Here is a 16,248-nt window from a genome sequence, read left to right as displayed (position 1 = left end):
TCCTCAATACTTTACCGACTGAATGGTTACAGGCCCGAAAAGACCGGATGGTTGTAACGGACTCTGTGCATTATACGGATTTACAAAACACCATGTCTCTCTTTGTTTTTCAGGAAGGTTCTGATCCCCGATCAGGCGATTCATCCAGTTATTGACCACCTCGATCACCAGTTCATTCTCTCCTGGTTTTACAAAATCAGAGATATCGAGTTTGTAGGGATATGTCCAAACTCCGCCCGCATAAGTGCCGTTTATACTCACTTTTGCCATTGCAGTCAGATTACCCAGATCAATCTCGATAGTCTCATTCTCTTTTGCTTCGGGAGCAGAGAAATTAATCCTGTAATGTGCTGTTCCCGAGTAGTATCTGATAGATCCATCCGGGGAGGAGGTCCAGTCATGAAGCGTTTCAAAGACCACTGGTTCGGCAGGACCTCTGAATGCGGGATCAAAGCTGACACTCCACGGCCCTTTCAAATCCTGAATAATTTCGGGTATAGGGTAATTATCCAAAATATCCGTCGAGTTGCTGTTTCGGGCTTTGTTCCTGAATACTATAAAAACGCTTTCATAGGCGGCCAACCTGATGGGTACGGAGGTTGTCTGTTCCTTTATCTCAAAAGCCGGAAGAATACGGATTGATCCGGAGGTTGCATCCCATAATTCAGGTTGTTTTCCCGTTACCCTGAATTCAGGATGGATCACTTTTTCCTCTCCTGCCTGGTTAGAGATAAAGTAAATATCGATACCTCCCATCGACCTGTGTCCGTAATGAATGGAATTGTCTTCGGGTAGTCTGCAATCGGGAGGGAGTTGGAGCATTCCAAAAACCTCCTCCAGCGTAAGACCGTCCATAATCCTACCCTTGCCATATTGTCTATGTGTAACTTTGACTCCATCAATTTCACCCCATAGTTCTGCGGACATCTCGCGAACCTGTGCATCGGCTTCAGGTTGGTTCCGGAGGCTTGGCGAACGGTTGGGTGCCGGACCGAGTACCACGGCCCCGTCATGGACCAGTTTTTTGATCTTTTTGAGCACTTCCGGACGCATAGTCTCTAATTTCGGTAGTACAAGTAGCCTGTATTGCGTGCCGTGTGGTAATGTAAGCATTCCATCTTTTACCTGCATGTCTCTCAGAATCACTTCTGCATTCATGTAGTCGAACTGGTAACCTATCGGGAGAGGAGGATCTGCGATCCCTGTCATTTTGGGTGCATCTTCCCCGATAAAATAGGCCACATCAGCGACATTGAGCCCCTGTTGTAACATGAAGTTGGTTCTTTTCAGATATTGCGTGAAGAGATCCAGTTGGGAAAACCATGTATTCTTCCTGTCAAATTCATTCCCAAACCACGCATTCACTCCCGGATTCTTATCCTCATAAGGTTGCATGATATAGACATGCAGGAGGGTATTGTTGATCCCTTCGGCAAAGAAGCGGTCGGTCCGTTGTTTCATCATCGCCGGATGCCGTGAATAAGCGGGCCCACCCGATGTATTGGACTCGGCGGAGATTTTTGTTTTTCCGTAGATATGCCCGGCAGAGGTAGCAGCCCGGTTTTCAATATCACCCAGTTCTCCCTGGCTCCAGAATTCTCCTCCGATCTCGTCAGACTGTCCGCCGTACATCAGGAATTCTCCGGGGAATCCCCAATGGCCGTAATTCTCCAGCCAGGTGGTCAACCCATGTTGATGACTTACGTCTCTCAGGCCGCCCACGTAATCATATGCCACTTTATCTGCTATCATTCTCCTTAAATCCCATAAGAACCGGTCTGATTCCTGCGGGCTGTTCACAACATATCCCCTGTAAACCGGTAAATAGGGAAGAGCATCATAGCCGTATCTCTCTTTGAATTCTTCCAGCATATTATCTGTAAAATTCTGGCCTCCGGTTTCGTAGCTGTCCTGTACAACTACTTTGAATGTTTTTCTGTCAGCTGCCGGGATCTTCCTGAGTATTTCCCCTATAAATTGATCGAAATGACTGGCGACCCATTCCTTGCTCATCTTATCTATCTCGAGACCGGTTGCTTCGGGTGAAGCGGGACTATTGGTTACCTGTGTGGGAGTCATTCCCATGCGTAATATCTTCCATTCTCCTTCCGGTACATCCCAGTTTAGCATTCCATCGGGGGACATCTTTTCGGAGATATCGACCACCTGATGAGCATGGATGATCAGGTTCTTATTGTCGATTTCCGGCTGTTCAGGCCATAGATAAGCATCCCAGTAGGGTAGAGGGGTGGGGTGCATTTTAGCCAGTATTTTTTCACTGTATCTTTCCATATGAGGGATAGCACTCAGATTTACTTCTGCCAGTCCCGCACCCTGTGAATGATAATTCAATATCAGCCTGAATTCTTTGGCAGTAGTGGCCGGTAAAGAGATAGTAACCGGCGCATAGGAATCAAAACCCACATTGAGCGACGGGTTCGATCTGTTAATTTCGAATCGTGAGATAGTGTTGAAGCCGTTATTATCCCCTTTTACCTGTAGTTCCGCATCTGCTCTCAATGGTGAAGGGGTTGTTTGAATAGTCAGGCTTCTGGCTGTAAATGGTTTTTCCGGTGTAAAAGTGATCGTTACATTATTGCCGGGTAAATTTATACCTGTGAGCGGGTTTTTGTCTGTCAATGCAGATAGATTGGGAATAGCAGGAGATGTTTCAATTTTAGTGTTGTTGTAATTCAACTCCATCCCTTCGCTTGTAATAGACGGAATGGCGATGACTTTTACATCCTGAAACATCTCATGCGGCTTTTTGAGCAGTTGCGTTATTTTTCGGGGTCCTTTGACAACTACTTCCGACGAGGCAAGATAGCGCATCGATTGTTCCGGTCTGACCCATGGTCCACCCGATTGACTCCACCCAGGAGAGTTGAAAATACCAATTTCTATATCCAGCTCCGTGGCAGTTTTCAATGCGACATGCAATATCTCCCACCACTCATCACTCAGCATTTTAATGTTTCCGTAAGGAAGATCGTGAATCCCGATATTACCGATAAATGCACGGTTAATTCCCGCTTTCTTCATTGCATGCAGATCTTTTACAGCTCCCTCTTTTGAAATGTTATCGGAAATCCAGTACCAATAGACACTTGTCTGGATTGAATCGGGTGGATTCACAAATCCTTTTTCCAATTCCTGCGATAGTTGTGGCAGATTTTTTTCGGAATTTTGCATACATGCAGTCAGATGTAAGGCGAAAATCACAATCAACAACATCTCCATTTTTAGCTTCATAATTTTAATCTTTTAAATACTGATTCGTATTAGTAATTCTTTTATTTTTACGTAGAACTGGTATTCTCCTGGCCGGAGTTTCATAATTACTCTTCCCTTCTCTTCTCCCACGATTTCAATATATTTTGATGATTCAAGCGATTTGTTGTTTTTACTTCATTTTAGATAAGTGAGAGAGGATATGTCTAATTCATGTTTGGTAAGTTATACAATTGTGACGTAATAGTTTGTCTGACGATTATTTGGATTTGTTTAATTGCATGCACTTCCCAAGATATAAGTGAAACTTAAATAACTAAATAATCCAAAGATAATTAAAAATTAAACTAATTAACTCAGGAAAATGATATATCAACTATGTAATATGGCTGTTTGTAAGAATTTCCCTTTGTCTGTACCTTTTAATGTGATTTCGTAATATGTTCATTTTACTGCGATTACGGATACACTTAAAGGGTTCTTTTGTTTCATACGTCCATTCGTCAGGATTTTATTCCATATAAAAAAATTCTATCAAAGGTATGGATATAGGAGAATTATCCTCATTTACTTCCATTATATCCGCCATGTAGTCCCACCATTTTTGTACTATCGGCTCTATTCCTATTTCCTGAGAAGATTGTTCTCCGTAAATTTTTTGAACTGCAAACAGGATATTTGTATCTTTATCCCAAAAGATTGAATAATCTTTTACTCCCGTATCGGATAACAGCTTCTTCAACTCCGGCCAAATCTCCGAATGTCTTTTTTTATACTCTTTTTCAAATCCGGGTTTTAAGAACATTTTGAAAGCGATTCGTTGCATAATTTTATTGTTTTATTACACTGATATATCGTTATTTTTATCCGCGAAACGGAAGAGGAACTTTTAAAAATGTCCAATTTCTGGTGATAGTTAATAGCTGTTCCGGAATTTCACCTTCATAGCCTTGAATAATTCCTTCGATCTCTCCGTTATCGTTTCTCCATAAAGCAAGATCAATCCGCTCTTCCAGGTCAATAATAAAGTCTTTGGTCTTAAAATATTTTAAACCGCCTGCTGCCAATGCCTGAACCTGACCGTCTTTATCGAGTCTGACAGCTGCAATGCCGACCGCATCAAAAATTACAGTATATTTCCCAATTTTCTTTTTTGAGTGTATCACATCTCCTGCCGGATTATCTTTTCCTGAGACTTGAATTAGGGTTCCGTCAATTAAACGGGCATATCCCTGTGTGGGAGGAGTATTGGAAATATATCCAAACCCCTCTGATAACCGTGTCGCCGGGATCTGAAAATCAATATTTTGCTTTCTCAGCTCTTGTGAAACCGCCAATACAATTGTTTTTATATCTTTTCCAACAATCATTTGTTCCGGTAAAGCAGTGTTACCGTCAAAAGCGTTACCTTCAAAATCCATAGTCCAATCCCCCATCCGAAAAAGTTTGCTTGGTCCCCGGGAGGCCTGATTGAAAAAACCGGCAGTAGTTATTTTTTCAAATTCGGGGTTATATAGAATAACCGCTGCGTATTGTTGTTCCCCATATCTTATTCCCCCATTTTCGCCAATATATAAACTGCCGTCTTCTATTTCACTGGACGGAATTAAATCCGTAGGAATGCCGGTATGCCAAAGGCTGTTCACCAATTCCATACCTACATCATCGAAAGACAAGCTGGCCGGATTTATTGCCGCCGGATGGCCGAAGACAACCGCCACGGGACAGTCCAAAGGGCTTTTGCTTATAAAATTTAATAGGCGAATCTTGCTTTCCGCATGCATCAGGTCGCCGCCAAAGAGTTGCGTATGTCTATCCGGACGTTTTTCTTTACTTGGATACAGAGGATGGTAGTTGATCCTGCCCCCGGCGAGTGCACAACTCCAGATTTCGTCTTCATAATCCTTCCTGCTGGTTGAGTAATACTGGTTATACCAGACGGGACTGTTCCACTTTTTTGCCAGGGCGGTCCGTATACCCAGAGGTGTTACTTCATCTGTTTGTGCCCAATCGCGTCTTGCCGCCCACCAGTACAATCCGTTTTTTTTACTTTCCAGCCTGTTGGGGTACGGATACCAGGTCGGATGGGTTACTACCGCTGCATCCGGCCCAAAAACTTCTTTTACGGTTCGATAAAAATCATCTTCCAGCATTTTGTTTTGCTGCCGGTTTAATTCCATATAATGGTTTATCGCCATATATCTTTCCTGTTCTTTCCCTTTTATGCCGACAGACATTAACAGGCAGTCCGCCAATAATTCTCTTCCTCCTGTTTTTTTTGCATAGGCGGCAGCATAATGTATGGAATACCAGAAATGATTTCCTGAGACCATTCTATCGGCCGGAATACTGGGTGGAAACCCCCATTCGTCACGCATGCCGCCCGCCAATGGAATATCTGAATAGCTTTGGATGATATTCTGTGTAAACTCCATTAGGTGCGGAGCAAAAACATCAGGTACAAGATGTGTGAATGTGACCATTACGCAAGCATGTAACCGTCTGTTCTCTTTATTTTCGGGAAGCCGGACGACAATCGAATCTTTTGAAGAAACGGTTACTGCACATTCTTCAGTTATCTCCCGAAGGGTCTCCGGGCTAATTCCCTCCGGTGTCTTATCGTAAGCATACACACGCAGCAAAGAACCTTTCAGTGAGATATAAGGAGTTCTGCTTCCCGTCATATGGTCATTGAGATCTATACTTCTGATAACGGCTTCAACCGGTGTTTTTTCTGAAAGAGATATTTCTTCCAGCCATAATGATTCCTGAAGTTCATCCGGATACATAGCTTCAAACTTTCGACAGGCCAGACGGGGATCCAGGTCCGGCGCAATTTTTATTCCTCGTTCTTTCGCGTACTCTGCTGCCAGCTTCACCTGATCGTGGACGTCGATGTCGGTGATATCCCTCCCGGCGATTCTAATCGCCGTTGTCAGTAAATTATAACTGGAATATTTGTTTACCTGATCGATAAAATATTTATAACCATCGGTTTCGAATTGCTCTTCTCCCCAGAACCATGCTCCTATCACAGGGGGTATCCGGTAAGGAATATATTCCGATTCTTCTGTTGGAAATAAGGTCTCAAAACATTGTTTCTCCCCGTTTTTTGCCATCACGTTTGTGGTAGTGCAAACAATGATTGCATACAGAATACAGGTAAATCGAAAGTTCATAGGAACTGCGTGTTTTATTGTTGGTGATTATAGATGTGAAAATTCCCGGAGGGAAATCTGTAACTGACAACTCCCTGCGCCGATTCAACCCGTGAAAAGTCACCATCTTCCAGTTTATTTCCGTTGACCGTGACCTCCCCTTTAAAAGGGAACGTTACCAATCCGGTTGAATTAGGCGGAATTGAAATCTCCCATTCTAATATGTCATTTTCTTTTTTCCAACTGCTTATCACCTCGCCGTAAGGAGAACGAATACTTGCTTTTGCCCAGGGGAGATAATCACAAAAAAGCGGTTGAAAACGAATCACTTTGAAACCGTAACCGGCAGGATCAGGAGCTATACCGGCAATATCTTCGAAAAAAGATATGTCGAACCCGGCCTGCATAGGGTGGTTATAGGAAGCGCTTAAAGCTCCTTTCCTGCTTATCTCATTGATCGGTAATGTTTCCCATAGGGTAGTGGCATCCGCTGATTTCCACATCCATTCGAAACTGTGTTCCCCTTTTTTGGTGAACATGGTCCATGCGGCTTCTGCGTTGCCATGACGTGCAAGCATACTTCCTATTCTGCATAATCCGAATATTCCACAGTGCATAAATCCTTCACTCTTTTCGTTCATATTTTTCACGATGGATGCACTTACGGCGTTCTCGTCACCGTCAGGGACAAGTCCCAGATCCAGCGCGATGGCATCAGCGGTTTGCGTTCCGAAGGTTTTATTTACCGGATCGTACATTATTGCGATCATTTCACGGGCAATCTCCTCTTGTAGAATAGAGAAATACTCTTCATCCTCTTTTTTACCCAGCAGACGTGCTGCCTCTTCCATGATCTTCGCGTCCAGATAATGAAAGGCGGTGGAAGTAAATTCAACCGGTGTCGGATCAGTTGATTCGTACAATGGAGGGCACCAGTCTCCCAGTCCCTGGTAGACTACGGACGTGGTCTCCCTGTTATAAAGTTTTTTCCTCTCTTCATTTTTTGCCAGTGAGTTCACGTACAGCGTCCATTGTTTCATCTGCGGATAAAACTCTTCAAGAATCTGTTGGTCGCCGTAATACACATAAATCCACCATGGGAGTTGTACGAGAACGGTTCCCCAGTCGGGAGAAGCTACTCCGCAAAGCCTTTTGCCGGGTGCAATCATATAAGGTATTCCGGCTGCTTTGTCGGTAAAGTAAAAGGTGTTATTGTATCTTTCGTGAAAGAGAGTGCTTTTTTCCTCCTTTGAAGCGCCGGAACGAATATCTTCCAAATATTTATGCCAGAAATTTTCCAGTTGGAAATTCATATTTGCCATTTTGACATATGCGTGCACATCTCCCAGCCATCCGCATTTCTCTCTGATGGGACAATCTGTGGGAATGCCGTGAAGGTTACTCTTCACTGTCCGTAAAGCCATTTCATGCAGCTTATTGATCTGTTCGTCTGCGCATTCAAAGGTGCCACTGTGCTCGATATCGGAATGGACAACAATCAATTTCAATGTTTCTCTATCCGGCTTTTCTGTAACACCCGACAACTCTGCATACCGGTATCCGTGGTAGGTGAATCGCGGTGACCATTCTTCCATGCCCTTTCCGTTACAAATATATTGGTCCTTAAAGATATCACCATGATGAATCCATCCGGTTGATCTGAAATCCAGTCCTTTATGCTGATCAATCCCTTCCGCAAAGCGGATAGTAATTTTAGTGCCGTTTGATTCATTCACTTTCAGCAGAGGAATACCGGCCACATTTACACCAAAATCAAAAATCCAGTTTCCTAATGAATCCTGCCATATCTTTTCGGCTGATAAAACCTCTTTCTTCCTGATGGGAGGGATCAATTGCGGTAATAGTCGCGGCGGCATATTCTCTTTGACTACCAATGCTTTCTGCCAACCTTCTGATGAATACTCAACCTTGTTCCACCCTTCAATTTCATAATTGGCATCGTAGGTTTCTCCAAGGTAGATATTACTTTTTCGTACAGGCCCTTCGGTCCATTCCCACTTTTCGTCACTCCCCACGATCATTTGTGTACCATCTTTGTAGGAGATTATCAGTTGTAATCTGAGCATAGGCTCTCCGTATGAGAAATTTGCCCCGCCCCATGCATCATCCTGGGAGAACCAACCGTCACCCAGCATCACACCAACGACGTTCTCTCCGTTTTCCAGGAGACCGGTTACATCAAAGGTGCTATAAAGCGCGTATTGCTCATAATTGGTCTGTGCGGGATCAAGAAAACGTGTAGCATCAACGAGCCGGCCGTTCATATAGAGCTCTCCCGCTCCCAGTCCACAGAAGTACACAAGCGCTTTTGTGATCTTTTTCTTTTGGTCTGTTGAAAATACTTTCCTGAAATAAGGCAATGCATGTTGATCCGGATTGGAATAGGTTATCCATTTCGCATTCCAGGAAGCCTCATTCAACAGACCGATGGAAAAGCAGGCCGGTTCACTCCATTGAGTTGCTTCACCATTGTTTCCCCAGATCCTGACTCGCCAAAAGTAGGATGAGCCCTCTTTAAAATCTGCTTCCGGCTGAATACCGAACTGTTGACCGGAGATCTGCTTCCCGGATTTCCAGACGTCGGCCTTTCCTTTTTTGAGCAGGTCTTGCCGCGAGGCGATCTCTATTTCCCAGGTTGTTTGTTCCACCCCCGGCCGGGATGATTTGATCTTCCAACTCAGCAAAGGAATATCAATCCCCTCCGGATCAGTCATATTGCAACATTTTAAATCCGCGATATATATGTCGCGGTCACTTGTATTACACGCATTGAATAGCAGAACGGAACTGAAAATATACAGAAGTACCCCGATACTGATATTGATAGATCTTTCTTTTTTTCGTCTCATATCTTTTTCATTAATTGTATCGTATGAATAATCAGTCATTGAAACAGTTATTTAAGATTCCAGAATCAATTTTTACTCGGCATAAACGAAGTTGAAGCGACCTCCCGGTGCGGTATCACCATTGACATAGAAATCCATGATGTTTCCGTTTTCCTGCATATTGTCATTCCATTTAAACTCAAAATTAAGCGGTTTCCCATTCAGGTTGAGCGTTTTTCTGTCGATCTTTATTTCCAGTGTGTTATTTTTCACTACATAGGATGTTTTTTTCACTTCTTCCCATTCCCATCGGTTTCCGATATTTTTTTCGACAATCACTTTTTTTGCCGTGGGACTCTTGCGGTTTATAATATAGTCGTATCCATGCCATCCTGTTGATTTATCTCTGTCGATATCAATAAAGAGGAGCATCCAATTCGGGTCTTTTCGTGAGGTAAGCTTTTCGGTGCTTTCCACATAGAAATAGATGAATTGATTGTCCCTGGCCACTTTGGCTTTGACAATATCGTTCCGCCCTGTATTGTTGGTATAGTAAGTGTTGTTCCTGCCCATATGGTCGCGGTGAAAAGTATTGCCCTTGTAGTGGTTATAGTCGGGTGTTACATTTTCCCACTGATCGGATCTTCCCATCTTGATGGTTTTTGGAGATGATACCTTTGCCGGAGGTGTCATTCCTTTGAATTTCCTTACGTTATCCACCAGTTGGAGGTAATATACATCGCCTTTATCCCCCCATCCTTTATTGGGTTCGATGTCCCTGCTTCTTTTCCAGTCGAACTGGTCGACGAAAGAGAAAGGATCTCCGGTCCATCCGTGTTGCGGAAGCCATTGTCCTGCAATAAACTCATTCCATCCTGTGACAAACACCAGTTCGGGATCTACTTCAAAGGCACGATCCCACTGTTCCTGAAAATTCCAGCCATAGAGGTAGCCATCCACTCTGGGGTCGAAGCCGTTCCGTTGAGAGAAATCACGGCCTTGCGATCCCGGGAGATTGAAAGCGCTGCAATGTCCGTTGGTCTCAGGTGCGGCATTTTGGGCTACTCCCACAGATATTTGTTCAAAACCGCCTTTTTGATCGGGTATATATCCATGTTGAGGGTAGTTCTCGAGCCATGCCCACTGATCCGCTCTCTGAGGACCATCGACATAATCAGGTTGTCCGGGACGGAAAGTGAAAAATTCCGCAATCTCGCGGTCTTCGGGTGAATCAGTCAGGTTGTCGGGATAAGCCATAATTCCCGGTTTTCCTTTCCAGTTAAACCAGAGATTCTTATATCTTCCCGGTTTGTAGACATCCCGGTAAAGTTGCCTGAGGGAGACCAGCGAATGAGGAACCGGGCCAAAGGGAAGCATGAATGCAATCTTTGGAACCTTCACCCCATCTTTCTGTGCCTGATCCCAGATCCTCATCAGCGCTTCGTATGATTCAATCCAGGTAAGGCTCCCATTTGTACAGTCGAAAAAGACCACATCCACTTTTGCGTCTGCCAGCATTTCTGCGTGTTTTCTCAGTACCCATGGGTCGGTTGTTTTATAATAACCCAACAAGGGTTGTTCCCAAAAGAAGAATCCCGGTTTGGATTTACCCCATGCCGGATGATGGTAATCTTTCATGGCTTCGGGATGCTTTCTGACGATTTCTGTTATGTTTTTGACTGTTGTTGTGGTGTCGTCCTTTCCCTGATGCCAGGTCCAGTAAAACATTGCCACATATTTGTCTCTTTTATCTCCGGCATCGGGATATTCCCTGACTTTTCTTTCCAGCGCATCGGTAGCAGACCATTGGTCGCTGTCTACCACTTGCGCTGTAAGCAACTGGCCCGAGCAGAATAACAGAGAGATAAAAGTCAGATTTTTTTGTATTGTCTGTTGTACGCGCATAGTGTGATCTATTTTGATTATGGTGAAATAAAATGCATAATTTCACCCCAGTTAGTAATACCTATAATTGATTTGTAGGGTTCGAATACCTCATCTTCCTTGTCAGTTCCCGCAGCCTGGTAGGCATACCATACTGGCTTGGCTCCTCCCGGATCGCTTAAATCATCGGGAAAACGCCTCAATCCAATTCTCAGGCCAAATTCCGCCCTGTTATCTATCCAGTTATGCCATTGGATGGCATCAATACCATCCAGGTTTATCAGTTTTTTCCATGCATAGGCAAAACCTGCCGCCTGTTCCATCAAGTCTTTATCCTCATAGGTTCTGGAATTCGTACCGTTCTCAGAGAGCCATAACGTCCTTTTGACCGAACTTTTATAACTGTTTTCCGGTTGTTTGATCCAATGATCTATCACTTCCAGATTCTTGAATGTTACCAAAGGGCTATTAGGGTCAAAAGTAGCTTTTGCATCGTTCCACGTCTTTGGTTCATTCAGATCCTGAGGATAGGGATGATAGGCGACTCCCCATTGGAAATCACCCTCGAGGGAACTGAATTGCTGCAAGGCTGTCAACATCTCCCTGGAAGAATAGAGTTCAACCGGTTCGACCCATGAATGGGTGAATGAACCCATTACCTCACTGTTTTGATCGTATTGTCGGGTGATATTATGACAAATCCTCATTGATCTCAGGTAAGTATCAAGGTAATTCAACATGGGTTTTCTTCCCATATTTGTCCAGGTGAGCCCTGCATCCACTTCGTTGTGCATGATCCACTTGTGTACTCTGCCGTATGTATTATCGGTTCGATTATAGCGGGATGCAAGAAAATCGAGGGCTGCGGCATAGCAGTTGACTCCCTCATCCGTTGTCATATTGGGCATAGTATAAATACCCTCCGGCGTGAAATCGGGATGCTGCAATATTTTCCCTATTTCCGGATCTGCACATTCTGCTGCTTTTTGCACCAGGATGATTGCTCCTACAACAATCTTTTTTGAAGCTGCCAGTTTCAATGCATTGTCAATATGGTTGAGATAATTGAGTGAGAAATAATATTTCTTATTGCCGTAAGTATGGGTGATCGTATTGGCAGCCGGATAGGAATAGAGCATGGCTGTAATGGGAATATTGACGGTAATACTCGTAATGCCGAGATGATCAAGGTCATCTACGTAACTATTCATGAAAAATCCGCCCAACCCCTTCTTACTCATTAAAATACCCGGAGGCATAGACTGTTTGGGTTCAATTATATCGGCATATCTGGCATGTGAATCGATCGATTCGTCGTTACCATCCTCTTTGACAATCACCCATCTGGAAAGTAGGCGGTCATATTCCAGATTGTTTTTAGTGATTACCCGGGGGAGTGTGATCCGGAATGAATTATTGTCAAGTGGAATTTTATTCTTGAAGATTGTAGTGGTAACCAGTGTGTCATTCGGGAAAACTTCACACAGGTTAAACTCTCCTTCACCGCTGTATTCTCCTACGATTGTGACTTCGGACGAACCTACCTTCACTTCGGTAATAGCGGAAGAAAAGTGCTCTTTTAGATAAGATGCCAAAGCTTTTTGGATCGTCTCATCTTGTTTGATTCGTGCCTCTTCCTCTTCAAAAATCTCTTTTTCCGATTGATTCATCGCCCTGAAATAGATATCTCTGATCTCGATATCAATTCCACTTTTTGTGCCGAAATCAAATCTCATAAAATCATCCCGTTTCCCCCACGAGAATTTATTTATCTCTCTGACCAGATTCACGGAGTAGATTTTCCATGTAGAGGTACTGGACATGGTGGGGCCGAAGACGGATCGATCCTCGCTAATGGTGGGGCCGAAAAAGAACTGCATCCGTTCGATACTCTGCGTGCTTTTGTATTCAAATGTCAGTACAACCGAGTCCTGATGGAGTGGTTTTGATATACCTTCCATCATGATATAGGGATCGTCCCCCGTGGTCTTGATAGAATAACTGTTTTTCTCGTTTTGCGATATGGTCAGTTGATTTGCCGAACCGAGGTTGAATTTTAGGTACTCGGTTCCCGGTTTGACGACAACCGGAGGTGTGATTTCCGGTTCTTTGCTGCATGAAAAGAGAAAAACCGATACGATTATAAACTTTATAAGAAAGATCCTGATATGTTGCATTTCAATTTTGATCTTGTTGTATACTAAAATCCTTTTTGGAACATAACGCGAGAATAATTATGTCAGAGTGTTGCACTAAGCCATTTGCCCGAAAGTGAAGCGTCGATATCGAGTAACAGCAATTGTCCGTTTACTTTCGAAGGAATGATTTGTTCTCCTGTTCTTACCACTGGCACTTTTTTACCAGTTACAATGGGTAATGACACACGTCCTGTTCCCTGTATCTGTATTTGATAAACCGTTCCCTGTTCGGTTATTTCAGGAATGAAGACAATCTTCGCCAGCGGTTGTTCTGCAAAGGCGTATTTACGACCGTCAACAGTGATGCCCTTACAACTATTTCCGATAAAGGCTATCAAGCGGTTATCAGGGTCTGTCCTGAAGGCCATCGAAAGTTTTCCGTTATAGGTGATCCGATGTCCGTTGATAGCTGTATTATGAAGTTCAATGGTGTCGGTCGGCAGAGGATTAACCGCCAGCGCTTGCGCATCTCTTTCGGCATTACGGGAGAATCCGGTATCCCAATTCTCTCTGTGTGTACGGTAATGGCGTACTACCATCGTTGTCTTATTGGGGAAAGTGGTCACGAAGTAATCTGATGTACGTGATACCACGGAAGGATTATCGTTGACATCCTTCAGTCGTCCGGTGGCAGGATAAGCATTGGCTGCATGAAGTAGTTCGAAAAATGTCCGGGTTTCGTAACCAAGGCTCTGCGACTGATCATCACGGGGCCGGAATCCGAGATAGTAAAATGTCCCTTTTCCATGATCGGTTTTTACGCCGACAATTTTACCATCGCATTGTGCAATGACTTCATTATTAATGGTATCCACCGGGTAGATCCGGTCTACGAGGAAATCGGTGAGGATCGTTTGCGGTGGTACAGCAACAAAACTTCCACTGAAAGTAATCTCTTTCCCTGTGGCAATCTCTCCCATAAATGCATCGTGTCGGTAACGAACTCCCGCCAGCTTCTGCCATTGTTCCGCACAAGCGTTCCCTTCCGAGTCGAGCAAGGGTGGGGTACCGAACCAAAGCACTTTACCTCCGTTTTTCATGAACAACTCCATCATATCGAGAAGTCCTTTTTCCGGTAACGGTTCAAACATGACGACCAATGTACCGTAGGTTTTGTCTTTTACTTTTAGTTTGCCATTCGCCAATACTTCTCCCATCTCCATTAACTTCTGCGCAGTCAGGTAGTTGGTGTAGCCATACTGGGTGATCCAACTCCCGAAACGTTCTTCAACTGCTACCAGGCTCAGGGGATAAATCGTCAGTACATCTATATCACGGTGGACATTTCCCGTAATCATCGATATATCCCGGGGTGGTTGGGCACCAAAAGCGTAATTGATTGCCATACGGCGGGCATGCGCCTCCACCGGGAAACCCCATGCTGCCGCATATGCATTGGGGTATTTATTGATTACCCCGATGGAAGTAGCCATCGCTGCCCCGTAATAGTTGCGGTCACTCCAGCCACATTCAGCAAAGTCGTTACCCGTAGGTTCCAGGTATTCGCCCCATTTAAAATAATCATAACAAGCAGATGCTGCCTGATGCACTGTATTACTCCACACAAAGTTGGAGGTATATTCATACTGAGCGGGTATCGGAGACAGTTTTTCGGTATTCCACAGATCGATAGTCGGACTTTCCGCCCATGATGCATGTGCGCCCGTTCTCAGTTCCCGTCCGAATAAAGATTCGGCATATTTTTTCGCATCGTTAAAAAGGTCGACAACCCCGTTATTCAATAGCTTGTAATAACGATCGCGCAATTGATACGTTTTGTGGATATCTTCCGGTGCAATTCCCATTACATACTGAATATTGAGTACCGAATGAGCAAACGGTTCATAGTTTGGTGCACCATACACGAAGTAGAGCAGGTATTTGTCATCAAATGGTTGTCCATACTTACGTGTGTAAGTATCAGCCATACTTTCAGTGAGATAGAGGGAGTTGAACTGTCCGTTCTCATGATGGCTGAAATAACTCCAGTCTTGCTGGATATGCATCTCATCGGAGTAAAGTTCTGTAAGGTTCACACCTTTATCGTGATATTTTTCTATCAGTGTTTTAAGGAAAGCAGGTGCGTTAGCGTTGAAATAATCCATTTCCTGAGTTTCATACTCGAGCATGACCATGACACGGTCGTACCCTTCCACCTCAGGTTCTTCGCCCGAAACCTGCAATAATCGCATTTCGATACTTTGTCCGACCCCCTGTGCCTGGTAATTCATCGTGTCGGTTGCTTCGTATGTAATCTGCTTTAACTCTACAATATCCGCAGGCTTTACTACCCGATAGGGTATAAAACCGCCGCTTTCTTTAAAAGCATACGCCTTGATACTTTTTAATTTTACCGGCGATTTACCCTTGTTATTGGTCCAATAGAGCTGATGCCATATAGGAAGGTGGAATTTACCGGTTTTGGCATCCCGGAACCCTACTTTATAAGCCAGCCAACGTCCACTGTTGCCGGTCTGTTTTTTATAGGCGGGTCCCAGTTCCAGCGGACTCAACAGGCTCAGACAGATACCCATATCGTATTGTTTGACGAAATCGCTGATGATCTTGATATTATCAACATATTCGTCTGTATCAGGTGTCAGTTCTCTTTTGGCACCTGTATCGTTACGGTACTGCCTGAAAAACTCGTCGAACGCGATAATAAGTTGTTTGGAACCATGTCTGCTCCCTTCCTCACAGATTTGTCTCAGACTTCGGATGTACTTGTTGTAGCCGAGGGAGAGATCCATTTCCTTGTCCGGATCGGTGAGATCTTTCAGTTGCTGATCACTGGTAAGAATAATTGACTGTGCCTGAAGAGATAATCCCATTCCAAAAAGGCATTCCAATACGCATGTTAAAAAGAAAATTTTTATTGTTTTCATGATTCTTTTCATTGATTATTCCTAATCCTGTAATTTATTATAG

At 44.0% G+C, this 16,248-nt stretch carries 7 protein-coding genes; all 7 read right to left on the bottom strand.

The genetic code is table 11. The features are described 5' to 3' along the window. Positions 1–3 precede the first annotated feature (3 nt). Positions 4–3,252, bottom strand: coding sequence for a glycosyl hydrolase (locus F597_RS0100110; protein ID WP_026326942.1), 3,249 nt, complete (start codon positions 3,250–3,252; stop codon positions 4–6). Between the two features lie 490 nt (positions 3,253–3,742). Further along, positions 3,743–4,057, bottom strand: a complete 315-nt coding sequence (gene rhaM, locus F597_RS0100105; RefSeq protein ID WP_019537667.1) for an L-rhamnose mutarotase — start codon at positions 4,055–4,057, stop codon at positions 3,743–3,745. Between the two features lie 37 nt (positions 4,058–4,094). Further along, positions 4,095–6,410: a hypothetical protein gene (locus F597_RS0100100; protein WP_139224221.1), complete on the bottom strand. Its 2,316-nt coding sequence runs from the start codon at positions 6,408–6,410 to the stop codon at positions 4,095–4,097. 14 nt (positions 6,411–6,424) lie between these two features. Then, positions 6,425–9,259: an alpha-L-rhamnosidase gene (locus F597_RS0100095; protein ID WP_044059934.1), complete on the bottom strand. Its 2,835-nt coding sequence runs from the start codon at positions 9,257–9,259 to the stop codon at positions 6,425–6,427. Between the two features lie 72 nt (positions 9,260–9,331). Continuing rightward, on the bottom strand, positions 9,332–11,143 hold the full coding sequence (locus F597_RS0100090; RefSeq protein WP_019537664.1) for a glycoside hydrolase family 71/99 protein: 1,812 nt from the start codon (positions 11,141–11,143) through the stop codon (positions 9,332–9,334). Between the two features lie 17 nt (positions 11,144–11,160). Beyond that, positions 11,161–13,299 carry a DUF5722 domain-containing protein gene (locus F597_RS19845; protein WP_019537663.1) on the bottom strand — a complete coding sequence of 713 codons (2,139 nt, stop codon included), beginning with the start codon at positions 13,297–13,299 and terminating at the stop codon, positions 11,161–11,163. Between the two features lie 62 nt (positions 13,300–13,361). Further along, entirely contained in the window at positions 13,362–16,205 is a 2,844-nt protein-coding gene (locus F597_RS0100080) for a hypothetical protein (RefSeq protein ID WP_157278854.1), read from the bottom strand. Positions 16,206–16,248: the final 43 nt, after the last annotated feature.

It is taken from the genome of Proteiniphilum acetatigenes DSM 18083, assembly GCF_000380985.1.
Classification (GTDB): domain Bacteria; phylum Bacteroidota; class Bacteroidia; order Bacteroidales; family Dysgonomonadaceae; genus Proteiniphilum; species Proteiniphilum acetatigenes.
Note: the sequence above shows the minus strand (reverse complement) of the source record. Positions and strands in the feature narration are given on the sequence as shown.